Origin of the sequence: Eikenella halliae (assembly GCF_001648475.1) — a bacterium.
GTDB classification, from domain to species: Bacteria; Pseudomonadota; Gammaproteobacteria; order Burkholderiales; family Neisseriaceae; genus Eikenella; species Eikenella halliae.
Genome location: NZ_LXSQ01000019.1, coordinates 1 through 24,169, shown reverse-complemented (window position 1 = coordinate 24,169; position 24,169 = coordinate 1). Strand labels below are relative to the sequence as shown.

The window sequence follows — 24,169 nt, the reverse complement described above, 5'->3', positions numbered from 1 at the left end:
GTGAATCCGCCGTATCACCCATCACCTGCAAGGAAAAACCATGTCTCTACAAAATATCATCGAAACCGCGTTTGAACAGCGCGCCGAAATTACCCCGCACAGCGTTTCCGCCGAAGTGAAAGAAGCCGTGCTCGATACGATTTATCAGCTCGATTCCGGCAGCCTGCGCGTGGCCGAGCGGCAGGGCGTGGGGCAGTGGAAAGTGAACGAGTGGGCGAAAAAGGCCGTGCTGCTTTCCTTCCGCATTGCCGATAACGAAGTATCCAGCGACGGGGTGAGTAAATATTTTGACAAAGTGCCGACTAAATTCGCCGATTGGATTCCGCAGCAGTTTCAGGTAGCCGGTTTCCGCGCCGTGCCCGGCGCCGTGGCGCGACGCGGCAGCTTCATCGGCAAAAACGTGGTGCTGATGCCCTCTTATGTGAACATCGGTGCCTATGTGGACGAGGGCACGATGGTGGACACTTGGGCCACCGTGGGCTCTTGTGCGCAAATCGGCAAAAACGTGCACCTGAGCGGCGGCGTGGGCATCGGCGGCGTGCTAGAGCCTTTGCAGGCCGCGCCCACCATTATTGAAGACAACTGCTTCATCGGCGCGCGCAGCGAAATTGTGGAAGGCGTGATAGTGGAAGAGGGCAGCGTGATTTCCATGGGCGTGTACATCGGCCAGTCCACCAAAATTTATGACCGTGAAACCGGCGAAATCCACTACGGCCGCGTGCCCGCCGGTTCGGTGGTGGTGTCCGGCAGCCTGCCCGCCAAAGACGGCACGCACAGCCTATACTGCGCCGTCATCGTGAAGAAAGTAGACGCGCAAACCCGCGCCAAAACCAGCGTGAACGAACTGCTGCGCGGCGTGTAGCTTGCCGGATTTTCAGGTAGCCTGTTTGCAAGAAGGCTACCTGAAAGCTATTTAACTTAGGAGAAAACCATGCGAGCCCTTCTTCTTGTCGATATCCAAAACGACTTCATGCCAAGCGGCCGCCTGCCTGTGGCCGAAGGCGATGCCATTATCGAGCCGGTAAACCGGATTATCGGCGGCTATCCGCTGGTGGTGGCCTCGCAAGACTGGCATCCCGCCGGACACGAGAGCTTCGCCTCCGCCCATGCCGGTAAAAAGCCGTTCGACGTCATCAACCTGCACGGTTTGGAGCAAGTGCTGTGGCCGGACCACTGTATTGCCGGCAGCAGCGGAGCAGCGTTCCATCCCGAGCTCAACACCACGCCCATCGCCGCCGTGTTCCGCAAGGGCATGGACAAGCACACCGACAGCTACAGCGCGTTTTACGACAACGGCCGCCGTCGCAGCACCCAGCTTGCCGCCTATTTGCGCGCCCACGGCGTAACCGATATTGATGTGGCGGGGCTGGCTGCCGATTTCTGCGTGTATTTCAGCATGGCCGACGCGCTCGCCGAAGGCTTCCGCGTGCGCCTGCTCGAGCACGCCACCCGTGCTATCGATGCTGCAGGCTTCGCCGCCAAAAAAGCCGAACTGCTGGCGCATCCGAATTTTTCGCTGGCCGATTAGCTTGGGTTCGCGTTTTTCAGGTAGCCTCTGCGTTATCAAAGGCTACCTGAAAAATTTTAGCCAACGCCGCATCTGACAGCCGCCCGCGCTTTCAGGTAAAATCCGCCCGACCATCATTATTTTCAGGTAGCCCAAACCATGCTCAATAAAGACCAATTCGCCGATAACCACTTCATCCGTACCATCATCGAAGAAGACCTCAAAAGCGGCAAACACAGCGCCATCCAAACCCGTTTCCCGCCCGAACCCAACGGCTACCTGCACATCGGTCACGCCAAATCCATCTGCCTGAACTTCGGTTTGGCGTATATTTACGACGGCTTGTGCAACCTGCGTTTCGACGACACCAACCCCGAAAAAGAAAACGACGAATACGTCAACGCCATCAAAGAAGATGTCGAGTGGCTCGGTTTCCATTGGGCGGGTGAACCGCGTTTCGCTTCCAATTATTTCGACCAGCTTTACGACTACGCCGTCGGTTTAATCAAAGACGGCAAAGCGTATGTCGATGATTTGACGCCCGAAGAAATGCGCGAATACCGTGGTACGCTGACCGAACCCGGCAAAAACAGCCCTTACCGCGACCGCAGCGTCGAAGAAAACCTCGACTTGTTCACACGCATGAAAAACGGCGAGTTCCCTGACGGCAGCAAAACCCTGCGCCTGAAAATCGACATGGCATCAGGCAACATCAATATGCGCGACCCCGTCATCTACCGCATCCGCCGCGCCCATCACCACAATACCGGCGACAAATGGTGCATCTACCCGATGTACGACTACACGCATTGCATTTCCGATGCTATCGAAGGTATCACGCATTCCTTGTGTACGCTCGAATTTGAAGCCCACCGCCCGCTTTACGACTGGGTGTTGGACAACATCCCCGCGCCGCACGCCACCCGCCCGCGCCAATACGAGTTTTCCCGTTTGGAGCTTCTGTATTCCATCACCTCCAAGCGCAAACTGAATCAACTGGTTTCAGAAGGCCACGTTGCCGGCTGGGACGACCCGCGTATGCCGACGATTTCCGGCATGCGCCGCCGCGGCTACACGCCCGAAGGCCTGCGCCTGTTTGCCAAACGCGCCGGTATTTCCAAATCTGAAAACGTGGTCGATATGAGCGTGTTGGAAGGCGCGATTCGCGAAGAGTTGGAAAACTCCGCCCCGCGCATGATGGCCGTGCTCAACCCGCTCAAGGTAACGCTTACCAACTACGATGCAGCCCAAGCCGAAAGCCGCACCGCGCCCTACCATCCGAACCGCGAAGACATGGGCAGCCGCGAACTGCCGATTTCGTCCACGCTCTACATCGAAGCCGACGATTTCAGCGAAAACCCGCCCAAAGGCTGGAAACGCCTGACCCTTGGCGGTGAAGTGCGCCTGCGCCACAGCTATGTGATGAAGTGCGACGAAGTGGTGAAAGACGCCGCCGGCAACATCGTCGAACTCAAATGCAGCTTGGATTACGACACCTTGGGCAAAAACCCCGAAGGCCGCAAAGTAAAAGGCGTTATCCACTGGCTCTCCGCCGAACATGCCGTGCCCGCCACCGTGCGCCTGTACGACCGCCTGTTCACCGTGGAACGCCCCGATGCCGTGCGTGGCGAAGACGGCGCATACCTGCCGTTTACCGATTTCCTCAACCCCGAATCGGCTAAAGAAATCACCGCCTACGTTGAAGCCGCCGCCAACGATTTGCCTGCGGAGAGCCGCTGGCAGTTTGAACGGCTGGGCTATTTCGTTACCGACCGCAAAGATCACGCGAAAGGCAAACCCGTGTTCAACCGCACGGTTACGCTGAAAGACACTTGGCAGGCCAAAGCTTAAACGCATTTCAGGCTGCCTTCGCCGTTCGCCAAAATGGCAGTCTGAAAAATAGCGAAGCGAAAACATCGTCCCACCCCAAAACCAAAAGGAAAGAAAATATGACAACCAAACTTCCCACCCGCGCCGCCCTGATCGGCAGCCTGTCCCTACTCTTAGCCGCCTGCGCCTACACGCCCCCGTCCGCGCAAGTCAGCATGAAAACCGTGCGCAGCGCAAACTACGGCAGCTACCCCAGAAACTACCAACGGCAAATCCGCCAATACCTCAACGACACCCTGCTCGACCCCGACAGCGCGAAAATCCGCATCGGCACGCCGCACAAAGTGTTCCAAATATACAATCCTCTGGCAAATACATATCCGCCAGAAACACCCAGAGAGTTGAAAACCAACGAATATTACGTAGTGTGCGCAGAAGTGAACGCCAAAAACACCTTCGGCGGCTATACCGGCTGGCAGACCAAAATCTACCGGTTCGTAGACGGCAGTATTGAAGACGAGGCACCCCTCGGTTTCTTTGGAACCAGCTTTGAGGTGTGCTCGAGCCAAGACGAGGTCTTTATCGACACCTTCAATGTGCGTAACGTGAAAGTAAACATCGTGCCGTAAATCCGCTTTCAGACGGACGTAAAGGCAGCCTGAAAGGTTTTCAGGCTGCCTTTACGCGCCAAAACGGTTTCAGGCTGCCTGAAAACCTAAATATCCGCTTCCACCCGGTCGCCTTCGGCTTCCATCCAGCTGCGGCGGGCGGCGGCTTCGCCTTTGCCCATCAGGCGGGTGAAGGCGGCGAGCGTGGTTTCGCTGTCGTGCTCGGGGATGCCGACGCGCAGCAGGCGGCGGGTGTCGGGGTTCATGGTGGTGTCTTTGAGCTGGTCGGGGTTCATTTCGCCCAGGCCTTTGAAACGGCTGATGGAATAGGCGGATTCCTTAACTTTTTCGGCGGCGAGCCGTTCTAAGATGCCTTCGAGTTCGCCCTGGTCGAGCGCGTAGAATTTGCGCGCGGGGCGGCCTTTGCCTTGGGCGTTTACGTCCACGCGGAACAGCGGCGGCTGGGCAACGTAGATATGGCCGTGGCGGATCAGCGCGGGGAAGTGGCGGTAAAACAGGGTGAGCAGCAGCACTTGGATGTGCGATCCGTCCACATCGGCATCCGACAAAATGGCGATTTTGCCGTAGCGCAGGCCGTTCCCGCCACCGTGCGCCTGTACGACCGCCTGTTCACCGAACCCCGCCCTGATGCCGTGCGCGGTGAAGACGGCGCATACCTGCCGTTCACCGATTTCCTCAACCCCGAATCAGCTAGAGAAATCACCGCCTACGTTGAAGCCGCCGCCAACGATTTGCCTGCGGAGAGCCGCTGGCAGTTTGAACGGCTGGGCTATTTCGTCACCGACCGCAAAGACCACGCGAAAGGCAAACCCGTGTTTAACAAAACGGTGGGGTTGCGCGACACTTGGCAGGCGAAAGCACAATAAGCCCTGTGTCGGATGTGAAGGCTACCTGAAAAAGCCGAAACGTCGTTTTAGCTTCGCAGAAACTTTGCTTCGGCTACGCCGAAACATCGTTTTCAGGTAGCCTGCTTTCATGCCGGGCAGTATCTATACTTGACTAAATCACTTGGGTATTGGAAAATCCGCATCCCCCTGATGCAACAAGACCATAGCCCTATGCGATTAACCACCAAAGGCCGTTTCGCCGTAACCGCCATGCTGGATTTGGCGCTGTATGGGTGCGAAAATCCCGTCAGCCTCAATGCCATCAGCGGTCGGCAGAATATTTCCTTATCCTACCTCGAGCAGCTTTTCGGCAAACTGCGCCGTGCCGGGCTGGTAGAAAGCGTGCGCGGGCCCGGCGGCGGCTATCTGCTCAGCCGACAGCCCGGCAGCATTAACATTGCCGAAATCATCCACGCCGCCGAAGACAAGTTGGACGCCACCCGCTGCGGCGGCCAAACCAACTGCCACAAAGGCGCGCCCTGTCTCACGCACGATTTGTGGGAAAGTCTCAATCAAACCATCCAAGGCTACCTGAACAGTGTCTCCCTGCAAGACGTGCTGGATAAAAGGGCTAGCCACCGCCATCATGAGGCTGCCATCAGCCTTACCCATATCCGCTATAGCTAAAGCACTTCTCTGCGGCGCTGGTTTGCCGCTCTGGGAATGTGCTCCAACTATGAATGAATTACACAACCACACCTAAAAGAGAACATCATGACCATCAAAACCCCCATCTACCTCGACTACGCCGCCACCACACCCGTTGACAAACGCGTGGCCGAAAAAATGATTCCCTACCTAACCGAAACCTTCGGCAACCCTGCTTCCAACAGCCACGCATTTGGCTGGGAAGCAGAAGAAGCCGTCGAAAAAGCCCGCGCCGACATTGCCGCCCTGATTAACGCCGATCCCAAAGAAATCATCTTCACCAGCGGTGCGACCGAGTCCGACAACCTCGCCATCAAAGGCGCGGCAAATTTCTACAAAACCAAAGGCAAACACCTCATCACCGTCAAAACCGAACACAAAGCCGTGCTCGACACCATGCGCGAACTCGAACGCCAAGGTTTTGAAGTCACCTACCTCGGCGTTCAGGAAAACGGCCTGATTGATTTGGAAGAACTCAAAGCCGCCATCCGCCCCGACACCATTCTGATTTCCGTGATGTGGGTGAACAACGAAATCGGTGTGGTGCAAGACATTCCCGCCATCGGCGAAATCTGCCGCGAACGCAAAATCGTCTTCCACGTCGATGCCGCCCAAGCCTGCGGCAAAGTGCCCGTGGACGTGGAAGCCGCCAAAATCGACTTGCTGTCCATGTCCGGCCACAAAGTGTACGGCCCCAAAGGCATCGGCGCGCTGTACGTCCGCCGCAAACCCCGCGTCCGCCTCGAAGCCCAAATGCACGGCGGCGGCCACGAACGCGGCTTCCGCAGCGGCACCCTGCCGACCCACCAAATCGTCGGCATGGGCGAAGCCTTCCGCATCGCCAAAGAAGAACTCGAGCAAGACATGGCGCACTACCGCAAACTGCGCGACATCTTCCTCAAAGGCATCGAAGGCATCGAAGAAGTCTATATCAACGGCGACCTCGAACACCGCACCCCGAACAACCTGAACGTCAGCTTCAACTTCGTCGAAGGCGAAAGCCTGATTATGGCCGTGAAAGAACTCGCCGTATCCAGCGGCTCCGCCTGCACCTCCGCTTCGCTCGAACCCAGCTACGTCCTGCGCGCGCTCGGCCGCAACGACGAACTGGCGCATTCCTCCCTGCGCATTACCTTCGGCCGCATGACCACCGAAGAAGAAGTGCAGTTTGCCGCAGAGCTGATTAAATCTAAAATCGGCAAACTACGTGAGCTTTCTCCGTTGTGGGAAATGTTTAAAGACGGGATTGATTTGAATTCGATTGAATGGGCGGCGCATTAAAAGCAGCCTGCACTTTGGCAATGGAGTGTGAACGTTTAAGTTCGCGTTTCAGGCTACCTGAAAACCGATAACACAAGGAGCAAATCATGCTGGGCTGGTGGATAACCGGTTTCAGCGATGCGTACAGGCAAGAGCCGCACCTCATCGCCTCGTGGGAGTTCGGTGTTTTCAGTGCGGATTGGCTGAACGAACTTTGCCAAGCAGGGCACGCCGAGCAGACCGAAAACAAAGGCGGCTATCCCAATGTGTACCAAACACAGGCGAAACACGTTGCCCCGTGGCTGTTGGACGGCAAAATCTCGCCGCAGGGCGATGCGCCGCACGGCAACCGTTTTTCAGGCAGCCTGAAAAGCAGCCTGCATCTGACGGCATATCTTTGATTATGGGTAGTACATAAGGGCGTTGGCAACGCCGTATCATTGCAATTCTACTCCGCTATACCGCGCGGGCAAGGTTGCTCCGCCCAAAAGCAGCCTGCACACACAAGGAATAACCATGAACGACCAAACTACAGACGATTTCGACAACTTGGACGCACTCCTCGACAGCTTTGACGGCATCACCGTAGAAGGCGGCACCGACCCCGAAAACAGCGACGACGGCTGCGAAGGCGGCGCGTGCAAAATTTAAAGGCAGCCTGAAATGAAACACCTGTTCTTAACGATTATCGGCGCAACCGCGCTGGTCGCCTGCGCTACGCCCGACCACACGGATACGCGTCCCGAAGCCCGCACGCAGAAATCATCCACGCCTTATGTGCGCACGCACAAGCAGCCGGACGGGCAAATCAAGGTGGAAACCGTTACCCCGCACCCGTAGGCGCAAAAAGCAGCCTGCACCCAAGAAATTTTACTAACCCGCTAAAAATACAAGGAAACACATCATGGCATACAGCGACAAAGTCATCGACCATTACGAAAACCCCCGCAACGTCGGCACGTTCGACAAAGACGACAACGACGTCGGCACCGGCATGGTGGGCGCGCCCGCCTGCGGCGACGTGATGCGCCTGCAAATCAAAGTGAACGACCAAGGCATCATCGAAGACGCCAAATTCAAAACCTACGGCTGCGGCTCCGCCATTGCCTCGTCCAGCCTGATTACCGAATGGGTGAAAGGCAAAAGCCTGGACGACGCGCTGGCGATTAAAAACAGCGAAATCGCCGAAGAATTGGAACTGCCGCCCGTGAAAATCCACTGCTCGATTTTGGCCGAAGACGCGGTGAAAGCCGCCGTGGCGGACTACAAAAAGAAAAAAGGCGTATAACATGGCCGGCGGTTGGGCGCCCGACGGCGCGGAGCAGGCGCAAATCGACGCCAATTTGGACGACGCGCTGGCTGCCGCCCGGCAAAACCTGCCCTCCGGCGAAAGCGCACGCGAATGCGCCGAATGCGGCGAGCCGATTCCCGAAGCCCGCCGCCGCGCCCTGCCCGGCGTACAGTTGTGCATTGCCTGCCAAGAAGAGGCCGACAAACAACAGCAATTCCGCTCCGCCTACAACCGGCGCGGCAGTAAGGACAGCCAGCTGAAATAGGCTACCTGGAACCGATGGTTTCAGCGCAACCGAGTTGCTCGGCAACGCGCCTGCGTCGGCAATGCCGTGTATGACCGCTTCGCCGCCTGACGATTTTCAGGTAGCCCATCCCAAAAAATCCTGCCGACGCCAATACCGAACAAACCCATGTTTACCCCCGAAGAAACCCAATCCCTGCTTGCTGAAAAAGGCATCGGCAAAACCGTGCTGCAACGCCTGCAACAAATGGGCTTGGACGACGTGGACAAGCTCGCCGCCGCCGATGTGGACGATATGCTGCAACAGGGCGCGGCGCTCACCGGCAGCACCTGCTGGAAAAACAGCCCGCAGGCGCGCGCCGCCATGCAGGCCGCTGTGGATTGGGCAAAGCGGCGACAGACGGCGGGATAAAGGCTACCTGAAAATAAGTGGGTTAAAAGCAGCGAGCTACGAGGCGTACAAGGCAATACGTCAAGGCGGATCAATGCCGTAGCATGGCGATTTTAATCCGCTATATCTGCCGCCCGAACAACGAGGCCTTATGCAAACCAAATTACTCCTTCCAATCCCTGCCATATTGCTGCTGGCCGGTTGCGCCGCCTCCGTCCGCAACCTGCCAGCGCTCACGGCGGAAAATGAAGAGAGCCTGTGGATGTGCGAAAAACAGCATGCCCGCATCCTCCCGCCGCTGCCGGAAGGCCTGCCCGACGGCAAATACCGCTGGCCTCCCCGGGGAGACAGGCAGGTCGTGATCAAAAACGGCCGGCCCTTGCAGTTGGAAATATTCCATCCAAACGGCAGAGTCCGTACCCGGCACAGCTATAACGCACAGGGCGAGATTGAAGGATGGTCGCACGGCTACCTATCGGACGGCACATTGCGCCTGCGCCTGCTCTACCGAAACGGCATCGTTACCCGCCTACAGGCATACAATCGGGCAGGCCGTTTGGAAAAAGACGAAATCATCGACTGCGCCGCCCGCACGAAAACACCCGTGGCGGCAGAGCCGGATAATGCCAAACCTTAACCGAAAGGCTACCTGAACCCGATACTGTTTTTCAGGTAGCCTCTATCAAGAACTTAAAACAAAGGAAACCCCCATGATTACACTCACTCCCAACGCTGCCGACCATATCCGCAACTTCCTCACCAAACGCGGCAAAGGCGAAGGCATCCGCATCGGTGTGAAAACCAGCGGCTGCTCCGGCATGGCCTACACGCTGGAATTTGCCGATGAAATCCTGCCCGATGATTTGGTGTTTGAAGGGCACGGCGTGAAAGTATTGGTTGATCCGAAAAGCCATGTTTACCTCGACGGCACCGAGCTGGACTTCACCAAAGAAGGCCTGCAGGAAGGCTTCAAATTCGCCAACCCGAACGTGAAAAACGAATGCGGTTGCGGCGAAAGCTTTAATGTTTGAGCCTCTGGATTGGTGCGTCATAAGGCTACCTGAAATCCCGATTGTGGTTTTCAGGTAGCCTTATCGGCTACAATGCAGCCGTTTCTTCGATTGGATTGATGATGGCAACCCGTTCCAAATCCTCCAAAAGCTGGCTGAACGAACACGTGAACGACCCCTATGTGCATCAGGCGCAAAAAGACGGCTACCGTGCCCGGGCAGCATACAAATTGCTGGAAATCAACGAAAAAGACAAGTTGATTAAAAACGGCACCGTGCTGGCCGATTTGGGTAGCGCGCCGGGCAGCTGGTCGCAGGTAGCGGTTAAGTTGGCGGGGGCGCAGGGCAGGGTGTTTGCCTTGGATGTTTTGCCGATGGAGCCGATTGCGGGCGTATCGTTTATCCAAGGCGATTTCCGCGAAAACGAGGTGCTGGAGGAGTTGGAAAATCTGCTCGAAGGCCGCGCGCTAGACCTTGTAATTTGCGATATGGCACCCAATATGTCGGGCAATGCGGTAACCGATCAGGCGCGCAGCTATGTTTTGTGCGAGCTGGCGCTGGATTTTGCCGCCGAGCACCTGAAAACGGGCGGCAATATGCTGGTGAAAGTGTTTCAAGGCGCGGGTTTTCAGGAATATATGCAGGCCATGCGCGGGGTGTTTGCCCAAGTACAGGTGCGCAAGCCTAAGGCCTCGCGCAGCCGTTCCAGCGAGGTATATCTGCTGGGCAGGAATAAGCGGTAATCAGGCAAGGTGCTGGTTATCATCTGTTTTTTGCACTTTATATTTATATAGTTAGGAGCTTGTTACCGTGCGTAACACCATGAGGACGATTTTGGTTTGGCTGTTTCTGGCCGGGGTGCTGCTTGCCTCGGCCCAAGCGTTGCTGGGCAAGAGGGAAGACAAACAGCTGATCAACTATTCGCAGTTTATCCAGCAGGTAAACAAAGGCGAAGTAGCCAAGGTGGATATTGAAGGCACGCTGCTGAGCGGTTATGTGATTAAAGGCGAGCGCACCGACAAATCCAAGTTCTATACCAATGCGCCGATGGACGACAAACTCCTGACGATGTTGCAGGACAAGAACGTTGATTTCCGATACATACCTGAAGAAAAGCCTGGCCTGTGGAGCAATATTTTCTTCACCAGCCTCCTGCCGGTGCTGCTGCTGATTGGCGCTTGGTTTTACTTTTTGCGTATGCAAAACGGCGGCGGGGGCAAGGGCGGGGCGTTTTCCTTCGGCAAAAGCCGTGCCCGGCTGCTGGATAAAGATGCCAACCGCGTAACCTTTGCCGACGTGGCCGGTTGCGACGAGGCGAAAGAAGAAGTGCAGGAAATCGTGGACTACCTCCAAGCGCCGAACCGCTATCAGAGCCTGGGCGGCCGCGTGCCGCGCGGAATTTTGCTGGCCGGCAGCCCGGGTACGGGCAAAACCTTGCTGGCCAAGGCGATTGCCGGTGAAGCGGGCGTGCCGTTTTTCAGCATTTCCGGTTCGGACTTTGTGGAAATGTTCGTGGGCGTGGGCGCTTCCCGCGTGCGCGATATGTTTGAACAGGCCAAGAAAAATGCGCCCTGCATCATCTTTATCGACGAAATCGATGCCGTGGGCCGCCAGCGCGGTGCCGGTTTGGGCGGCGGCAACGATGAACGCGAACAAACTTTGAACCAGCTGCTGGTGGAGATGGATGGGTTTGAAAGCAATCAGACTGTTATCGTGATTGCCGCCACCAACCGCCCAGACGTGCTCGACCCGGCCTTGCAGCGCCCCGGCCGTTTCGACCGCCAAGTGGTGGTGCCGCTGCCCGATATCCGCGGCCGCGAGCAGATTTTGAAGGTGCACGCCAAGAAAGTGCCGCTGGATGCTTCGGTGGATTTGGTGTCGCTGGCGCGCGGCACACCCGGTTTTTCCGGTGCGGATTTGGCCAACTTGGTGAACGAGGCTGCTCTGTTTGCCGGCCGCCGCAATAAAATCAAGGTTGATCAGAGCGACTTTGAAGACGCCAAAGACAAAATCTATATGGGCCCCGAGCGGCGCAGCATGGTGATGCATGAAGACGAAAAACGCGCCACCGCTTATCACGAAGCCGGGCATGCCATCGTGGCCGAGAGCCTGCCGTTTACCGATCCGGTGCACAAAGTAACCATCATGCCGCGCGGCCGTGCGCTGGGCTTGACCTGGCAGCTGCCGGAGCGCGACCGCATCTCGATGTATAAAGACCAAATGCTCAGCCAGCTGGCCATCCTGTTTGGCGGGCGTATTGCCGAAGATATTTTTATCGGCCGCATTTCCACCGGCGCGTCCAATGATTTCGAACGCGCTACGCAGATGGCGCGGGAGATGGTAACGCGTTACGGCATGAGCGAGAAAATGGGCGTGATGGTGTATGCCGAAAACGAGGGCGAAGTGTTTCTCGGCCGCAGCGTTACCCGTTCGCAGCATATTTCCGAGAAAACCCAGCAGGAGGTAGATGCCGAAATCCGCCGCATTCTGGACGAACAATATGCAGTGGCCTACAAAATCCTAGATGAAAACCGCGATAAGATGGAAACCATGTGCAAGGCTTTGATGGAATGGGAAACCATCGATCGCGATCAAGTGCTGGAGATCATGGCAGGCAAGCAGCCCAGCCCGCCGAAAGACTATAGCCACAATGTGCGTGGCGACAACGATGTTGATGCGGGCAATAATGAGGCAACGGATGCGGACGAAACCGACCGGCCAGTTGCCGACCCCGCTCCGGCTTTGGCAGATGAAGCCGCAGGGCAAGACCAAGTTGCCGCCCCATTGAGCACGCAGGCTGCAGAGGATACGGATCAGCAAGAGGCTGCTGCCGACAAACAGCCCTGAAATCACGGTATATATTTCCCCACCCACATATCCGATGAAAGGAAAAACGATGAGCCAAAACGAAAATCTCCAGCTGGAAGCTGCCGATAACCATGTACCGCAAGTACAGGAAGATATCGAGCTGAAGGTGCTCAACAATGCCGACAGCAACAACGGCGAAACCACCGAAAGCGGCTGCTGCGGCGTTTGCGGCGGCTAAGCTTAGTTAGTTCTTTCAATAAAGGCTACCTGAAAGCGTGAGCTTCAACGCTAAACTTTCAGGTAGCCTTTTGGTTATACTGTTCAAGTATAGCGATAAAGCTTTCGGTAAAATGTGGGTGATGTAGACCAACGAGGTATGCAGAAGCCGTTTTGAATATCAGAAAGGCTACCTGAAAGTAGGCTTTGCACATATCTGCGAAGCCGATTTTCAGGTAGCCTTTTTTTATTGCCGAACAGTACTCAGCCTTTACCCTTGCCGCCTGGCGGCCATGCGTTTGCCGATGATGCGCAGTTCGGCTTCGGGAATTTTTTGGTCGCCTAGGTCGAACAGCTGCTCTTCGCGCGGAATGTGGAAGTCGTAGCCGGCAGTGAAGTGGGTGATGAGCTCGGGATTGAGCGGCGTGCCGTCGGTGAGGGAGGCTAGGTGTCGGTTGAGCAAATCCCAGCTGCCATGCAGGGATTGGTGTTCGTTTTCCAATTCTTGAATCAGCGCTTTGGCTTCGGGGGCGTATTGCAGCAGCAAGGGGAAAAAGTCTTCTTCTTCGTCTTGGTGGTGCAGCGGGGCGGCTACGTTGAAATAGTGGCGGATTTGGGCAACGGCCTGTTCGGCCACGGTGTTGTAGCCGTGCTGTTGCAGATAGTCGGGCAGGGCGTGCAGCTGGCTGCAGAAGCGTTTTACTTTGCCGTGGCAGGCGCGCAGCATGGCGGTGGGTTGCTCGAAGGTAACGGATCGGGTGTTGAATAAGTCCATGATGTGTATTGTTGAGGCTACCTGAAAAGCAAAATGCTGCCGTAATACGGCAGCAGTGTCAATGTGTGGGCAGGATTTGCTGGGCGGCGGCAACGCGGCTATTGCAGGTTGTTTTTGCCGGCAGCAGCCTGATGATTTTCACTGTGGTTGCCTAGGTAGGAAACGGCCAAATCGGCGCAGCAGCCGCAGCAGGTGGCCACGCCCAAGGCGTTTTGCAGATCGGTAAGGCTGGTGGCTCCGGCGGCAACGGTTTCTTGGATTTGACGGTCGGAAATGGCATTGCAAACGCAGACGAACATGGGTGTGCCCCCTTGAAAATAGTTGTTCTATTGATAATCAGTATTATTGGTGTATGGTAATGGAAACCAATTAGCCTGGCAATAGGTTTTTTATTTAATAAAAGAGAAGGTTGGGCAATTATGTTGCAATAGTGGTTTCAGGTAGCCTGATGGTGGTGTATTGGTTTGCACGACCGGGCTTGTGCCATAAGTTTGGCTGCCTACTGGTGCTTTATAGTAAAATGCGGCCACTTTTTTATCTGTTGGGTAATGATGAATATGAAAGAAGTTTCGTGGTTCCGGCTGTGGCCGTATGCTTTGCTGGCTGCTTTGGTGGTGGTGTTGGATCAGTGGAGCAAGCTGTGGGTGGTGGATCATATTATGTTCAACTGGCGCGAGCCGGTGATCGAGGGTTTTTTCGATTTGACGCATGTGTACAACCCCGGTGCGGCGTTTAGTTTCTTGGCCGGTGCTTCAGGCTGGCAGAAATACTTGTTTGCTGGCTTGGCGGTGGTGGTGACGCTGTATTTGGCATTGGGTATCCGTTCGGGGAAGTTTGGCCGCTTGGGCGATGTGGCGGCAGCGATGATTATCGGCGGTGCCATCGGCAATGTTATCGACCGCATCAACTACGGCCATGTCATCGATTTCTTATTGTTTTATTGGAATAATCACTACTATCCGGCATTTAATGTGGCCGACAGTTTTATCTGCGTTGGCGCAGCATTGTTCGTAATTGACGGTTTCCGTCAGGGTAAGCGTAATCAGGCTACCTGAAAGCGTCAGCTTCAGTGATAGCTAGACCAACCACACTCAGAGGAAAAAACATGGCGAAAACCATTATGCTGGCCAATCCGCGCGGCTTTTGCGCGGGGGTGGACCGTGCCATCAATATTGTGGAGCGGGCATTGGAGCTGTTTGGCGCACCGATTTATGTGCGGCACGAAGTGGTGCACAATAAATTCGTGGTGGATAATTTACGCGCCAAAGGAGCTGTTTTTATTGAAGAATTGGCAGATGTGCCGCCCGGTGCCACGCTGATTTACTCGGCGCACGGCGTATCTAAGGCGGTGCAGGAGGAAGCGGCGGAGCGCGGTTTCCGCGTGTTTGATGCCACTTGCCCGCTGGTTACCAAGGTGCACCGCGAAGTGGCGCGTTTGGATGAGCACGGCTACCAAATCATCATGATCGGTCATGCCGGCCACCCGGAAGTGGAAGGCACCATGGGGCAGCTGCCGCCGGGCAGTATGCTTTTGGTGGAAACAGCTGCGGATGTGGCCGATTTGGAAGTGCGCAATCCCGATAAGCTCGCGCACGTGAGCCAAACCACGCTGTCTATTGATGAAACCAAGGAAATCATCGATGCGCTGCGGGCGCGTTTCCCCAATATCCGCAGCCCGCACAAGGAAGACATCTGCTATGCCACCACCAACCGCCAAGAGGCGGTAAAGCAACTGGCGGCGGCCAGTGATGTGGTGGTGGTGGTGGGCTCGCCCAATTCTTCTAATAGCAACCGTTTGCGCGAAGTGGCCGCACAACATGGCGTGGATGCCTATATGGTGGACAATGCGGGCTACCTGAAAAAGGAATGGTTTGCTGGCAAAGAGCGGGTGGGGATTACGGCCGGAGCCTCCGCACCGGAGGTGCTGGTGCAAGAGGTGGTGGACACCGTGCACGGCTGGGGCTTTGAGACGGTGCGGGAAGGTGAAGGGGAAGAAGAGAGTATTGTGTTTGTGCTGCCCAAAGAGCTGCGTGGGTGAGGTTGGGCAGATTTATAGTAGGATAAAATTAAGCATGCTGCTGCGTTGGCTTGCTTTGTCTCATTCTTGTTGTAATCCACTATAAAACAAATGATATAGCAAAAGGCTACCTGAAAAATATTCAGGTAGCCTTTTGTTTGGTATGGAGAAGGGTGGTGGATTCGATTTAAACCAGTATGGTGTTTGCTGCATGCCGCATATTCTTTGCGGCTCGTCATTTGGTTCTGATTTAAGTTGGATTCACTAAGCCTTAGCCATAGAAAAAAACAGGCTACCTGAAAAATCAAGCAGCCTAAAAGAACAGCTAGAGAGTAACTTTTACTGGGCGCAGATGCTTTCGATAGCCTGCGGGATGTCGCCTGCACAAGCCCAAATCAGCTGGCCTTGCGATTGCATCGGCAACAGCAGAACCGCACGCTCGGCAGTGCTGCCGGCTGGAATAGCGGTAATCGCGCCTTGGCTGAGGGTAATGCTCTGCCAGAATTCCTTCTGGCTGGCGGGCACATCAATTGCTTCGTTGATTTCATTCAGGCGAGTGCCTTTGGCCAAGCGGGTTTCCACCCATACCTTCGCCATGTTCAGTGCCTCAACGGCTTTCGGATCGGTGATGGTGGGGGCGGCGGGAGCCTGTTGGGCGGTCGCACCACTGCCCATATTGCCCTCATTGGCCGGTTCGGCCAAGCCGACCATGGCTTTGGCTTGCTCGATGATTTCCGGGTTCATATAGGCATAAACACCACCGCCCACCAGAATCAGAGCCAGCAACAGGCCGATTGCGCGCAATGCGCCGCCGCCATTATTGCCGCTGCGTTTGCTGCGGGATTTGTTGTTACGGGATAATTTTCTCACTGCTGTAGCCATTGTATTGGGTTTCCTAATAATTGTTGAGATGGTTTGGATAGTTAGAAAAAGAAATTTCGATAGTGGGTAAGCATAAAGCGTGCCAAAGTCTGATGCTGGGTTGGATTTGGTGTGGAAAATTTATATTTTTTATTGTTATATATATAAATTTTTTATCATACGGATGTATATAGCAATGGGAAGAGGCTACCTGAAGGCGCAGCGAAGTTTCTGTGAAGCTATAGTGGATTAAATTTAAATCAGGACAAGGCGGCGAGCCGCAGACAGTACAGATAGTACGGCAAGGCGAGCCAACGCTGTACTGGTTTAAATTTAATTCACTATAAAATTTCAGGTAGCCTTTAAACGGTAAACGGCAGGCAAGAAAAAGCACCCTCAGGCGAGGGTGCTTTTGCATGGCGTTTGGGATGATTACATCATGCCCATTCCACCCATGCCTCCCATTCCGCCCATATCGGGAGCGGCGGGTTTGTCTTCCGGAATGTCGGCCACCATGCATTCGGTGGTCAGCATCAGTCCGGCGATGGAAGCGGCGTTTTGCAGCGCGAAGCGGGTAACTTTGGCCGGATCGATTACGCCCATTTCCAGCATATCGCCGTAGCTGTCGTTACCGGCGTTGTAGCCGAAGTTGCCGTTGCCTTCCAGCACTTTGTTCACCACCACGCTCGGCTCGCCGCCGGCGTTGGCCACAATTTGGCGCAGCGGAGACTCAACCGCACGCAATACAATTTGCACGCCGGCTTCTTGGTCGGCATTGGCGGTTTCCACTGATTTCAACGCCGCACGCGCACGCAGCAGAGCCACGCCGCCACCAGCCACTACGCCTTCTTCAACGGCGGCACGGGTAGCGTGCAGCGCGTCGTCCACGCGGTCTTTTTTCTCTTTCATTTCCACTTCGGTGGCCGCACCCACTTTGATTACAGCCACGCCGCCGGCCAGTTTGGCCACGCGCTCTTGCAGTTTTTCCTTGTCGTACTCGCTGGTGGCAGTTTCAATCTGGGTGCGGATTTCGGCCACGCGGGCTTCCACGGCGGATTTGTCGCCCAAACCATCGATGATGGTGGTGTTTTCTTTGCCCACTTCGATGCGTTTGGCCTGGCCCAAATCTTCCAGCGTGGCTTTTTCCAAAGACAAGCCCACTTCTTCAGCGATCACGGTGCCGCCGGTGAGGATGGCAATGTCTTGCAACATGGCTTTGCGGCGGTCGCCGAAGCCCGGGGCTTTCACGGCCACGGTTTTCAGGATGCCGCGAATGTTGTTCACCACCAGAGTGGCCAAGGCTTCGCCTTCCACGTCTTCAGCGATAATCAACAGCGGGCGGCTGGTTTTGGCTACTTGCTCCAACACAGGCAGCAGGTCGCGGATATTGCTGATTTTTTTGTCAAACAGCAGAACAAACGGGCTGTCTAGTTCGGCCAGTTGTTTTTCCGGGTTGTTGACGAAATAGGGAGAGAGGTAGCCGCGGTCGAACTGCATACCTTTCACTACTTCCACTTCGTTTTCCAGCGATTTGCCGTCTTCAACGGTGATCACGCCTTCTTTGCCCACTTCGTTCATGGCTTGGGCGATGATGTTGCCGATGGATTCGTCGGAGTTGGCGGAAATAGAAGCCACTTGGGCGATTTCCTTAGATTTTTCCGGCACGGGTTTGGCGATATTCTGCAACTCTTTTACCAAAGCGGACACGGCTTTGTCGATACCGCGTTTCAGGTCGGTCGGGTTCATGCCGGCGGTAACGTATTTCATGCCTTCGGCCACGATGGCTTGTGCCAATACAGTAGCGGTGGTGGTGCCGTCGCCGGCCACGTCGTTGGTTTTGGAGGCAACTTCTTTCACCATCTGCGCGCCCATGTTTTCAAACTTGTCTTTCAGTTCGATTTCTTTGGCCACGGTCACGCCGTCTTTGGTGATGTGCGGGCCGCCGAAAGCGCGGTCGAGCACCACGTTGCGGCCTTTCGGGCCGAGAGTTACTTTCACGGCGTTAGACAAAACGTTTACGCCGTTTACCATCTTCTGGCGGACTTCATTGCCAAACTGTACATCTTTTGCTGCCATGTGTATGACTCCTAAAATAAAAAATCAGTAATTTCTGTTCTTGAATCAGAGCTGTTTATTCCACGATGCCGAAGATATCTTCTTCGCGCATCACCAGCAGCTCTTCGCCGTCGGCTTTTACGGTTTGGCCGCTGTATTTGCCGAAAATCACGCGGTCGCCCACTTTCACATCCAGCTTGCGGCGCTCGCCGCCTTTAGTGAGCTTACCAGCACCCACGGCCACCACTTCGCCCATATCGGGCTTCTCAGCGGCAGAGCCGGGCAAAACAATACCGGAAGCGGTTTTTTCTTCGGCTTCGAGGCGTTTGATAACCACACGGTCGTGTAACGGACGAATTTTCATAAATCGAATCTCCAAATCAAAAATGTTCCTACCCGATTGAGGGTAAACAGAAATGCGCCGCGCCAAACGCGGCACACCGCTTGTGCGGGCTTAAAAATAAGGCTGGCGTCGGCGAATTCAAGGGCAGGGCGGGAAAAAATATCCGGTAGGCGGGTTTACCTGGGTGGGAAGGGGGGCAGGGGCGGCCTGGAAGGGTTGGTTTGATGCTGGAGAAGATTAGTCGGTAATTTTCAGGTAGCCTGTTTTACACTTGTTTCTCTTTTAAGGAATACATCCCGATATGCCGCATACAATACCAACATCAGCAGTAAGCCAATCATATTGTTCACTAGCGACGCCACCCGAATCATCCACACGGGCGGTACCGCATCTATCGTCTCTATCAGTGCCAATGTGGGTTGAGTCAGCGCCACGGCTATCCCCAACACCAGCCGCTCGATCCAGACCAATAATGTTGCCAACGCCACAGCCACTACCACTCCGCCGGCATTGCGCCCCATCCCGTGCCAACCCGCTGCCCAAGCCCGTAGCACACCCATTCTGCGGCACACGACCAACATCGGCGCTACGCCGTTCGGCAGCAGACATGCCAACATAAAAAATAGCCATTTCCAAGAATTGATCAAAGACACAAGCCTTAGCAACGGCGATTGCGGCGATTGAAACGACATATGCATAGCATAGTCCTCCAGTCTTGCCCCCACCCTAAGCAGCAGTTGTTCAAACACCACATTCAACAAACCCAACAGCACTAATGCTCCTGCACACCGCACCAACACCACCAAACTGGCACGCCAATTAATACGGGCTTGCTGCTCCACCCGTTCTGCCGCATAAGCCACCCCCGCCGTGGCAAACACGGCGGCAAAATCTCGCACGGCAGGGAAAAAAGGAATAACTGAAGGCATGAATGCCTGCATCGCAGCAGCCAAAATATACGACAGTATCGTCCAAGCCAACACCAGCCAAAACCACCAACCAGCCCGCTGCCGAAACAAAGCCCAAGCCGCCCCAAACCAAGCAAACGCCCGTATCGACGGTAACGAGTTGGCCACAGCCAAATATTGCCCGCCCACCGGGTTCGCAGCTTTTTCCGCCATACTCAACGGCGGCGCATAGCGGTTGTCTTGCCGTTCATGCATATCCTTTTCCCTTTGTCTTGATGCAAATTCAAAATCGCACGAATTGTAGTATAGAAAACTATCTGACAACGTAAGATTCAACTGAATGAAAATCCATCTTCCCTTTTTCAGGTAGCCTTACAGCCAGCCCCGGCCGTTCGCGTTATAATTGGCATCCAAAGCAACCCCCGTCTCACAACTAGAAAAAGGATAAAGTCATGCGCCCCGTCGTTCTACTGCTCGCCCTCATCGCCCTTTCCGCCTGCACTTGGGAAACCTACCAAGACCAACAAGGCAAAACCGGCCTGCGCCAGCGTTACGCCCCGGGCACGCCCGTGGTATACCAAGACGGCACTTTCGCCCGCGACCAACGCTACAACGAATACCGCCCCGTGCCCGTGCCTGTTACCCGCGAACAACACCAACACAGCGTGCCGCGCACCACCTGGAGCGGCGACAGCGTGCCCGAAGCGCCAAGCAGCCATTAATATCGGCAGTTTGAATCCTCTTTTTTCAGGTAGCCCCAAGCAGGCTACCTGAAAACCATCATTTCAACGAAATCGTTTCCAGAAAGCTCCCTCATGCACCAGCCCCTCCATATCGTTATCCTCGCCGCCGGCAAAGGCACGCGCATGTATTCCGCCCTTCCCAAAGTGCTGCACCGCATCGGCGGCCAAACCATGCTCGAGCGCGTTATCGATACTGCACAAAGCCTCAGCCCGCAAAGTATCAACGTGGTGATCGGCCACGGCAAAGAGCAGGTGCGCGAACAAGTGCAGCGCGAAGGCATCCGCTGGGTGGAGCAAACCGAACAGCTCGGCACCGGCCACGCCGTGCAAACCGCCCTGCCGCACCTCGGCAACACCGGCCGCACCCTCGTGCTCTACGGCGACGTGCCGCTGATTAACCGCGCCACCCTAGAAAAGCTGCTGCAAGCCGCCGGCAGCGAAATCGGCCTGCTCACCGACATCCCGCCCAACCCCTTCGGGCTGGGCCGCATCATCCGCGAGGCCAACGGCCAAGTGGCCGCCATTGTGGAAGAAAAAGACGCTACGCCTGAGCAAAAAGCCATCCGCGAAACCAACACCGGCATTTTCGTTTTGCCCAACGCCCACCTCGCCCGCTGGCTGGGCAGCCTCTCCAGCAACAACGCCCAAGGCGAATACTACCTCACCGATGTCATCGCCCTTGCCCGCGCCGACGGCGTGGCCGTGCATCCCGTTCAGGTAGCCTCCTCCCACCTTGCCGCCGGCGTAAACAATAAAATCCAGCTTGCCGAACTCGAGCGCATCTTCCAGCGCGAACAGGCGCAAAGCCTGCTCCAAGCCGGCCTCACCCTGTGCGACCCGGCCCGCTTCGACCTGCGTGGCAGCCTTCGGCACGGCCAAGACGTGGTGATTGATGTGAACGTGGTGCTGGAAGGCGACAACCAATTCGGCAACAACGTATCCATCGGCGCCAACTGCGTGATTAAAAACGCCGTCATCGGCGATAACACGGTTATCGAGCCCTTCTCGCACCTCGAAAACTGCCGCATCGGCAGCAGCGCCCGCATCGGCCCCTTCGCCCGCCTGCGCCCCAATGCCGATTTGGCCGACGAAGTGCACATCGGCAACTTCGTGGAAGTGAAAAACAGCACCATCGGCCGCGGCAGCAAAGCCAACCACCTCACCTACCTCGGCGACGCGCAAATCGGCAGCCGCAGCAACATCGGCGCCGGCACCATCACCTGCAACTACGACGGCGTGCACAAACACCAAACCGTTATCGGCGACGAAGTGCGCATCGGCTCCGGCAATATGTTGGTCGCCCCGCTCACCATCGGCCACCGCGCCACCACCGGCGCCGGCAGCACGCTCACCCGCAACTGCCCCGAAGGCGAACTCACCCTCACCCGCGCCCGCCAAACCACTATCCCCGGCTGGGTGCGGCCTGAAAAAGAGAAAAAATAGGCTGGGGTTTCGCTTCCGTAGCCTAAGGCTACCTGAAAAAATATATACCAATGGAAGCAATGGTTTTCAATTTTCAGGTAGCCTTTATTCTGCGCAGCCAAACATGGTAGGATGGGTTATCGCCCTGATATGCCCGGTCGCAAAATCCGCATTGCTTTTGCCGGGCAGCCGAACGGTAGGAGAGAAAACGGCTTTTGCTGCAAGCCGCCCGATTGATTTGAAAGATTATTCAGAAGCGTATCCCCGCTGCCGTTATGCATGGAATAGCCGTTCCAAGCAGCCCGCGTTTCGGCAAATCCAGCCGCCCGCCGCACAAGGAAACCCCGTGTCCAACCATTATTACGTCTGCTTCGAATGCCGCACCGCCCTGCGCCGCCCGCACGTTTACGGCAGGCGGAAACCCGCGCCGAACTGCCCCGAGTGCGGCCAACGCTGCACCTTCGTTACCTACAAACTCGCCATTCCGCCCAAACGGCACAAATACGCCTGGCGGCAGTTGCAGGCGGTTATGCAGCAATACCGGCAAGAGCGCTGCGCCTTCTTTGACAGCCGCCCGTATGAACGGCTGGCGGCTCTGGAGCGCCAATTTCGCGCGTGGAACGCCAAGCTCAACTGCGCCCAAACCGAAAACCAGCGCAACGCCTTCCGCCACGAAACCACCCGCTGCCTGCAGGCCATGGCCGATATTGAGAAAGAGATAAACCGGTTTGACGGCTTTACGGTGCGGTGAATGCCGCCTCTATCCGTTTCAAATATCACGATATTTGCTAACCAACGATATCTTTCGCCTACCGGCTATAGATTTTCAGGTAGCCCCTTTACCGTACGCACAAAAACCGGCCCCGCCATCTGAAACGGCGGGGCTGTGTTGCGATTCCGGCTTACAGGCTTACATATGCTGCGTGAAGGTGCGGGTGATCACGTCGCGCTGCTGCTCGGGCGTGAGGGAATTGAAGCGCACGGCATAGCCGGATACGCGGATGGTGAGCTGCGGGTATTTGTCGGGGTTGGCGGCTGCGTCTTCCAGCATTTCGCGGCTCATCACGTTCACGTTCAGGTGCTGGCCGCCTTCCACTTTCGGGCGCACGTAGCTGTCTACGGCCACTTCCCGGTAGGCCACATCGCCCAAGTCGCTCAGGGTAACGGTTTGGTCGGCGGCGAAATGCTCGTCCTTGCTGCACAGGCAGCGTGCCTGACGGGTTTCGTCGTCCAACAGCCAGAAAGAGTGCACCAAGGCGGGGTGTTGGGCGGATTGAGTGATTTGAATGCCTTTAATCATAATGATTCATCTCCAAAAGTTGTGTTGTAAAGCCATGGTTTTAAAATCATTCCGCATTGCCGGGCAATACGGTGTGAAAACGGTTAAATGCAGCAGCGGCCAAAGCGCAGTTTTTGGTTGAGCAGGGCGTGGTAGCACAGCTGTTTCACCACCAGCACGGAAGTGTTGTCTTCCAGGGCCACCAAGGCATGGGTTTCATGCGGCTCGAGCCGCGCCAGGGTCATCGGCTGCAAATCAATCTGCCCCTGCTCGGTTTTCAGGCACACCGCGCCGGAGAGCACGGTGATGGTGATGATGGCTTCGGCGGAGTAGGGCGGCACTTCGTTGCCTTTTTGCAGGTTGAGCTGCACGATTTGCTGGTCGGCGTCCTCCGCAATCACGCCGCCTACGGTTTGGTGTGGGTCTAGCTGATAGCCTCGCATGGTATTTCTCCTGAAAATCCGGATGCCGCCAAGGCCGGGATATGCTGCGATAGGCCGTTGGAATGCGGCAAACGTTCGGTTTTAAATTAAATACGGCAGAAAATGTGCCATTGGTTAAGCTGGCGTGGCTTAGGTTGGAAATAAGGATGTGAACAGCCTTCCTAACCTGCCGCCTTATTCTGCTCCTGGCAGCTATTTTACAGATTTTAATGGGTTTTCTCAAATCTCTGCTGTTTCAAACCGGCATGGCGGCTGTGTTTGATTAGAGAAAGTAACCAAGTATAGTGAATTATAGTCAATTAAAAACAAAATAGGACAGTAACGCATCGTCAAATCGGGCGTAATCAGACAATACGGTTCGAAGATACCGCTTAATATTCGCCCACACCTTCTCAATCGGATTGAGCTCAGGTGAATAGGGTGCAAGAGGCAATACCTTATGTCCCAATTTTTCCGCCATTTCCCGTAAGACACCTATACGGTGAAATCGTGCATTATCTAAAATAATCACCGATTTTTGAGTCAATGCGGGCAGTAGGCATTGCTGAAACCACGCTTCAAAAAAGACTCCGGTCATCGTATTTTGATAAACCATCGGAGCAA

Annotated in this window: 30 protein-coding genes and 3 pseudogenes; 23 read left to right on the top strand and 10 right to left on the bottom strand. The window is 55.6% G+C overall.

Translation table 11 applies throughout. The annotated features are described in order from the left end of the window. Window positions 1–40 precede the first annotated feature (40 nt). From dapD to A7Q00_RS07275, 4 genes are all read left to right on the top strand, one after another. A complete protein-coding gene (gene dapD / locus A7Q00_RS07290) occupies window positions 41–862 on the top strand; it encodes a 2,3,4,5-tetrahydropyridine-2,6-dicarboxylate N-succinyltransferase (protein WP_064089924.1) in 822 nt (273 codons plus the stop codon). 69 nt (window positions 863–931) lie between these two features. Continuing rightward, window positions 932–1,528, top strand: a complete 597-nt coding sequence (gene pncA / locus A7Q00_RS07285; protein ID WP_064089923.1) for a bifunctional nicotinamidase/pyrazinamidase — start codon at window positions 932–934, stop codon at window positions 1,526–1,528. Between the two features lie 138 nt (window positions 1,529–1,666). Continuing rightward, window positions 1,667–3,358, top strand: a complete 1,692-nt coding sequence (locus A7Q00_RS07280; RefSeq protein ID WP_064089922.1) for a glutamine--tRNA ligase/YqeY domain fusion protein — start codon at window positions 1,667–1,669, stop codon at window positions 3,356–3,358. Between the two features lie 98 nt (window positions 3,359–3,456). Next, on the top strand, window positions 3,457–3,966 hold the full coding sequence (locus A7Q00_RS07275) for a hypothetical protein (RefSeq protein WP_064089921.1): 510 nt from the start codon (window positions 3,457–3,459) through the stop codon (window positions 3,964–3,966). Between the two features lie 86 nt (window positions 3,967–4,052). Here A7Q00_RS07275 and A7Q00_RS07270 read toward each other — a convergent pair. Then, window positions 4,053–4,652, bottom strand: a pseudogene (locus A7Q00_RS07270) (DNA topoisomerase IV subunit B); the annotation flags it as partial. Here A7Q00_RS07270 and A7Q00_RS07265 point away from each other — a divergent pair. The 14 genes and pseudogenes from A7Q00_RS07265 to A7Q00_RS13875 all read left to right on the top strand — a co-directional run. Then, window positions 4,548–4,832, top strand: a pseudogene (locus A7Q00_RS07265) (glutamine--tRNA ligase); the annotation flags it as partial. The pseudogenes A7Q00_RS07270 and A7Q00_RS07265 overlap by 105 nt on opposite strands. A 192-nt stretch (window positions 4,833–5,024) precedes the next feature. After that, on the top strand, window positions 5,025–5,480 hold the full coding sequence (locus tag A7Q00_RS07260) for an Rrf2 family transcriptional regulator (protein ID WP_064090008.1): 456 nt from the start codon (window positions 5,025–5,027) through the stop codon (window positions 5,478–5,480). An 87-nt stretch (window positions 5,481–5,567) separates the two neighbouring features. Further along, window positions 5,568–6,782 carry an IscS subfamily cysteine desulfurase gene (locus A7Q00_RS07255; RefSeq protein ID WP_064089918.1) on the top strand — a complete coding sequence of 405 codons (1,215 nt, stop codon included), beginning with the start codon at window positions 5,568–5,570 and terminating at the stop codon, window positions 6,780–6,782. A gap of 86 nt (window positions 6,783–6,868) precedes the next feature. Next, window positions 6,869–7,162 carry a hypothetical protein gene (locus A7Q00_RS07250; protein WP_064089917.1) on the top strand — a complete coding sequence of 98 codons (294 nt, stop codon included), beginning with the start codon at window positions 6,869–6,871 and terminating at the stop codon, window positions 7,160–7,162. A 115-nt stretch (window positions 7,163–7,277) separates the two neighbouring features. Next, window positions 7,278–7,412 carry a hypothetical protein gene (locus tag A7Q00_RS14170; RefSeq protein WP_281179007.1) on the top strand — a complete coding sequence of 45 codons (135 nt, stop codon included), beginning with the start codon at window positions 7,278–7,280 and terminating at the stop codon, window positions 7,410–7,412. Window positions 7,413–7,424: 12 nt separating this feature from the next. Next, window positions 7,425–7,601 (top strand): hypothetical protein, encoded by a 177-nt coding sequence (locus A7Q00_RS13530; protein WP_156503773.1) that lies wholly within the window; start codon window positions 7,425–7,427, stop codon window positions 7,599–7,601. A gap of 64 nt (window positions 7,602–7,665) precedes the next feature. Beyond that, entirely contained in the window at window positions 7,666–8,049 is a 384-nt protein-coding gene (iscU, locus tag A7Q00_RS07245) for a Fe-S cluster assembly scaffold IscU (RefSeq protein WP_064089916.1), read from the top strand. A 1-nt stretch (window position 8,050) separates the two neighbouring features. Further along, window positions 8,051–8,317 carry a DksA/TraR family C4-type zinc finger protein gene (locus tag A7Q00_RS07240; protein ID WP_003824194.1) on the top strand — a complete coding sequence of 89 codons (267 nt, stop codon included), beginning with the start codon at window positions 8,051–8,053 and terminating at the stop codon, window positions 8,315–8,317. 147 nt (window positions 8,318–8,464) lie between these two features. Next, entirely contained in the window at window positions 8,465–8,707 is a 243-nt protein-coding gene (locus tag A7Q00_RS07235) for a Rossmann-fold NAD(P)-binding domain-containing protein (protein ID WP_064089915.1), read from the top strand. A gap of 130 nt (window positions 8,708–8,837) precedes the next feature. Then, the gene (locus tag A7Q00_RS07230) at window positions 8,838–9,323 is read left to right on the top strand and encodes a toxin-antitoxin system YwqK family antitoxin (RefSeq protein WP_156503772.1); all 486 of its coding nucleotides are present in this window, start codon (window positions 8,838–8,840) and stop codon (window positions 9,321–9,323) included. Window positions 9,324–9,396: 73 nt separating this feature from the next. Continuing rightward, window positions 9,397–9,717: an iron-sulfur cluster assembly protein IscA gene (iscA, locus tag A7Q00_RS07225; RefSeq protein WP_064089913.1), complete on the top strand. Its 321-nt coding sequence runs from the start codon at window positions 9,397–9,399 to the stop codon at window positions 9,715–9,717. A gap of 101 nt (window positions 9,718–9,818) precedes the next feature. Continuing rightward, on the top strand, window positions 9,819–10,439 hold the full coding sequence (locus A7Q00_RS07220) for an RlmE family RNA methyltransferase (protein WP_064089912.1): 621 nt from the start codon (window positions 9,819–9,821) through the stop codon (window positions 10,437–10,439). Between the two features lie 79 nt (window positions 10,440–10,518). Continuing rightward, on the top strand, window positions 10,519–12,543 hold the full coding sequence (gene ftsH / locus A7Q00_RS07215; RefSeq protein ID WP_064089911.1) for an ATP-dependent zinc metalloprotease FtsH: 2,025 nt from the start codon (window positions 10,519–10,521) through the stop codon (window positions 12,541–12,543). A 49-nt stretch (window positions 12,544–12,592) separates the two neighbouring features. Next, the gene (locus A7Q00_RS13875; RefSeq protein WP_179946215.1) at window positions 12,593–12,742 is read left to right on the top strand and encodes a hypothetical protein; all 150 of its coding nucleotides are present in this window, start codon (window positions 12,593–12,595) and stop codon (window positions 12,740–12,742) included. 249 nt (window positions 12,743–12,991) lie between these two features. Here the strand turns inward: A7Q00_RS13875 and A7Q00_RS07210 are convergent, their stop codons facing one another. Together A7Q00_RS07210 and A7Q00_RS07205 are read right to left on the bottom strand one after the other, a co-directional pair. Then, window positions 12,992–13,495 carry a hemerythrin domain-containing protein gene (locus A7Q00_RS07210; RefSeq protein WP_064089910.1) on the bottom strand — a complete coding sequence of 168 codons (504 nt, stop codon included), beginning with the start codon at window positions 13,493–13,495 and terminating at the stop codon, window positions 12,992–12,994. Between the two features lie 98 nt (window positions 13,496–13,593). Further along, a complete protein-coding gene (locus A7Q00_RS07205; protein WP_064089909.1) occupies window positions 13,594–13,794 on the bottom strand; it encodes a (2Fe-2S)-binding protein in 201 nt (66 codons plus the stop codon). 249 nt (window positions 13,795–14,043) lie between these two features. Here A7Q00_RS07205 and lspA point away from each other — a divergent pair, with 249 nt between their 5' ends. Both lspA and ispH read left to right on the top strand, forming a co-directional pair. Then, entirely contained in the window at window positions 14,044–14,550 is a 507-nt protein-coding gene (lspA, locus tag A7Q00_RS07200; protein ID WP_156503771.1) for a signal peptidase II, read from the top strand. A gap of 50 nt (window positions 14,551–14,600) precedes the next feature. After that, window positions 14,601–15,533 carry a 4-hydroxy-3-methylbut-2-enyl diphosphate reductase gene (gene ispH / locus A7Q00_RS07195; protein ID WP_064089908.1) on the top strand — a complete coding sequence of 311 codons (933 nt, stop codon included), beginning with the start codon at window positions 14,601–14,603 and terminating at the stop codon, window positions 15,531–15,533. Window positions 15,534–15,851: 318 nt separating this feature from the next. On the opposite strand, the gene A7Q00_RS07190 is transcribed toward ispH, so the two are convergent. The 4 genes from A7Q00_RS07190 to A7Q00_RS07175 all read right to left on the bottom strand — a co-directional run bounded on the left by A7Q00_RS07190 (window position 15,852) and on the right by A7Q00_RS07175 (window position 19,934). Beyond that, the gene (locus A7Q00_RS07190) at window positions 15,852–16,382 is read right to left on the bottom strand and encodes a hypothetical protein (protein ID WP_156503770.1); all 531 of its coding nucleotides are present in this window, start codon (window positions 16,380–16,382) and stop codon (window positions 15,852–15,854) included. Window positions 16,383–16,805: 423 nt separating this feature from the next. Continuing rightward, window positions 16,806–18,449, bottom strand: a complete 1,644-nt coding sequence (gene groL, locus A7Q00_RS07185; RefSeq protein WP_023887198.1) for a chaperonin GroEL — start codon at window positions 18,447–18,449, stop codon at window positions 16,806–16,808. A gap of 55 nt (window positions 18,450–18,504) precedes the next feature. Then, window positions 18,505–18,792 carry a co-chaperone GroES gene (gene groES, locus A7Q00_RS07180; RefSeq protein ID WP_003824210.1) on the bottom strand — a complete coding sequence of 96 codons (288 nt, stop codon included), beginning with the start codon at window positions 18,790–18,792 and terminating at the stop codon, window positions 18,505–18,507. Between the two features lie 230 nt (window positions 18,793–19,022). After that, the gene (locus A7Q00_RS07175) at window positions 19,023–19,934 is read right to left on the bottom strand and encodes a hypothetical protein (RefSeq protein WP_156503769.1); all 912 of its coding nucleotides are present in this window, start codon (window positions 19,932–19,934) and stop codon (window positions 19,023–19,025) included. Window positions 19,935–20,131: 197 nt separating this feature from the next. Between A7Q00_RS07175 and A7Q00_RS07165 the strand changes: the two genes are divergently transcribed. The 3 genes from A7Q00_RS07165 to A7Q00_RS07155 all read left to right on the top strand — a co-directional run bounded on the left by A7Q00_RS07165 (window position 20,132) and on the right by A7Q00_RS07155 (window position 22,595). Further along, window positions 20,132–20,401 (top strand): hypothetical protein, encoded by a 270-nt coding sequence (locus A7Q00_RS07165; protein WP_003824232.1) that lies wholly within the window; start codon window positions 20,132–20,134, stop codon window positions 20,399–20,401. A gap of 93 nt (window positions 20,402–20,494) precedes the next feature. After that, window positions 20,495–21,865, top strand: a complete 1,371-nt coding sequence (glmU, locus tag A7Q00_RS07160; RefSeq protein WP_064089904.1) for a bifunctional UDP-N-acetylglucosamine diphosphorylase/glucosamine-1-phosphate N-acetyltransferase GlmU — start codon at window positions 20,495–20,497, stop codon at window positions 21,863–21,865. Between the two features lie 325 nt (window positions 21,866–22,190). Next, window positions 22,191–22,595: a hypothetical protein gene (locus tag A7Q00_RS07155; RefSeq protein ID WP_156503768.1), complete on the top strand. Its 405-nt coding sequence runs from the start codon at window positions 22,191–22,193 to the stop codon at window positions 22,593–22,595. A 159-nt stretch (window positions 22,596–22,754) separates the two neighbouring features. On the opposite strand, the gene grcA is transcribed toward A7Q00_RS07155, so the two are convergent. From grcA to A7Q00_RS07140, 3 genes and pseudogenes are all read right to left on the bottom strand, one after another. Next, window positions 22,755–23,144 carry an autonomous glycyl radical cofactor GrcA gene (gene grcA / locus A7Q00_RS07150; protein ID WP_064089902.1) on the bottom strand — a complete coding sequence of 130 codons (390 nt, stop codon included), beginning with the start codon at window positions 23,142–23,144 and terminating at the stop codon, window positions 22,755–22,757. An 83-nt stretch (window positions 23,145–23,227) separates the two neighbouring features. Continuing rightward, window positions 23,228–23,566 carry a cupin domain-containing protein gene (locus tag A7Q00_RS07145; RefSeq protein ID WP_064089901.1) on the bottom strand — a complete coding sequence of 113 codons (339 nt, stop codon included), beginning with the start codon at window positions 23,564–23,566 and terminating at the stop codon, window positions 23,228–23,230. Window positions 23,567–23,861: 295 nt separating this feature from the next. Next, window positions 23,862–24,169: pseudogene (locus A7Q00_RS07140) on the bottom strand (IS630 family transposase); the annotation flags it as partial.

Bases quoted from the DNA above. Each gene is read 5' to 3' on its own strand.
- A7Q00_RS14170 (WP_281179007.1), top strand. From the start codon at position 7,278: ATGAACGACCAAACTACAGACGATTTCGACAACTTGGACGCACTCCTC.
- A7Q00_RS07210 (WP_064089910.1), bottom strand. From the start codon at position 13,495: ATGGACTTATTCAACACCCGATCCGTTACCTTCGAGCAACCCACCGCC.
- A7Q00_RS07165 (WP_003824232.1), top strand. From the start codon at position 20,132: ATGCGCCCCGTCGTTCTACTGCTCGCCCTCATCGCCCTTTCCGCCTGC.
- A7Q00_RS07230 (WP_156503772.1), top strand. From the start codon at position 8,838: ATGCAAACCAAATTACTCCTTCCAATCCCTGCCATATTGCTGCTGGCC.
- lspA (WP_156503771.1), top strand. From the start codon at position 14,044: ATGATGAATATGAAAGAAGTTTCGTGGTTCCGGCTGTGGCCGTATGCT.
- A7Q00_RS07250 (WP_064089917.1), top strand. From the start codon at position 6,869: ATGCTGGGCTGGTGGATAACCGGTTTCAGCGATGCGTACAGGCAAGAG.
- A7Q00_RS07145 (WP_064089901.1), bottom strand. From the start codon at position 23,566: ATGCGAGGCTATCAGCTAGACCCACACCAAACCGTAGGCGGCGTGATT.
- A7Q00_RS07280 (WP_064089922.1), top strand. From the start codon at position 1,667: ATGCTCAATAAAGACCAATTCGCCGATAACCACTTCATCCGTACCATC.
- A7Q00_RS07275 (WP_064089921.1), top strand. From the start codon at position 3,457: ATGACAACCAAACTTCCCACCCGCGCCGCCCTGATCGGCAGCCTGTCC.
- A7Q00_RS07260 (WP_064090008.1), top strand. From the start codon at position 5,025: ATGCGATTAACCACCAAAGGCCGTTTCGCCGTAACCGCCATGCTGGAT.
- glmU (WP_064089904.1), top strand. From the start codon at position 20,495: ATGCACCAGCCCCTCCATATCGTTATCCTCGCCGCCGGCAAAGGCACG.
- A7Q00_RS07240 (WP_003824194.1), top strand. From the start codon at position 8,051: ATGGCCGGCGGTTGGGCGCCCGACGGCGCGGAGCAGGCGCAAATCGAC.
- A7Q00_RS13875 (WP_179946215.1), top strand. From the start codon at position 12,593: ATGAGCCAAAACGAAAATCTCCAGCTGGAAGCTGCCGATAACCATGTA.
- groES (WP_003824210.1), bottom strand. From the start codon at position 18,792: ATGAAAATTCGTCCGTTACACGACCGTGTGGTTATCAAACGCCTCGAA.
- A7Q00_RS07220 (WP_064089912.1), top strand. From the start codon at position 9,819: ATGGCAACCCGTTCCAAATCCTCCAAAAGCTGGCTGAACGAACACGTG.
- iscU (WP_064089916.1), top strand. From the start codon at position 7,666: ATGGCATACAGCGACAAAGTCATCGACCATTACGAAAACCCCCGCAAC.
- ispH (WP_064089908.1), top strand. From the start codon at position 14,601: ATGGCGAAAACCATTATGCTGGCCAATCCGCGCGGCTTTTGCGCGGGG.
- groL (WP_023887198.1), bottom strand. From the start codon at position 18,449: ATGGCAGCAAAAGATGTACAGTTTGGCAATGAAGTCCGCCAGAAGATG.
- dapD (WP_064089924.1), top strand. From the start codon at position 41: ATGTCTCTACAAAATATCATCGAAACCGCGTTTGAACAGCGCGCCGAA.
- grcA (WP_064089902.1), bottom strand. From the start codon at position 23,144: ATGATTAAAGGCATTCAAATCACTCAATCCGCCCAACACCCCGCCTTG.
- A7Q00_RS07175 (WP_156503769.1), bottom strand. From the start codon at position 19,934: ATGCATGAACGGCAAGACAACCGCTATGCGCCGCCGTTGAGTATGGCG.
- A7Q00_RS07205 (WP_064089909.1), bottom strand. From the start codon at position 13,794: ATGTTCGTCTGCGTTTGCAATGCCATTTCCGACCGTCAAATCCAAGAA.
- A7Q00_RS13530 (WP_156503773.1), top strand. From the start codon at position 7,425: ATGAAACACCTGTTCTTAACGATTATCGGCGCAACCGCGCTGGTCGCC.
- A7Q00_RS07235 (WP_064089915.1), top strand. From the start codon at position 8,465: ATGTTTACCCCCGAAGAAACCCAATCCCTGCTTGCTGAAAAAGGCATC.
- ftsH (WP_064089911.1), top strand. From the start codon at position 10,519: ATGAGGACGATTTTGGTTTGGCTGTTTCTGGCCGGGGTGCTGCTTGCC.
- iscA (WP_064089913.1), top strand. From the start codon at position 9,397: ATGATTACACTCACTCCCAACGCTGCCGACCATATCCGCAACTTCCTC.
- pncA (WP_064089923.1), top strand. From the start codon at position 932: ATGCGAGCCCTTCTTCTTGTCGATATCCAAAACGACTTCATGCCAAGC.
- A7Q00_RS07255 (WP_064089918.1), top strand. From the start codon at position 5,568: ATGACCATCAAAACCCCCATCTACCTCGACTACGCCGCCACCACACCC.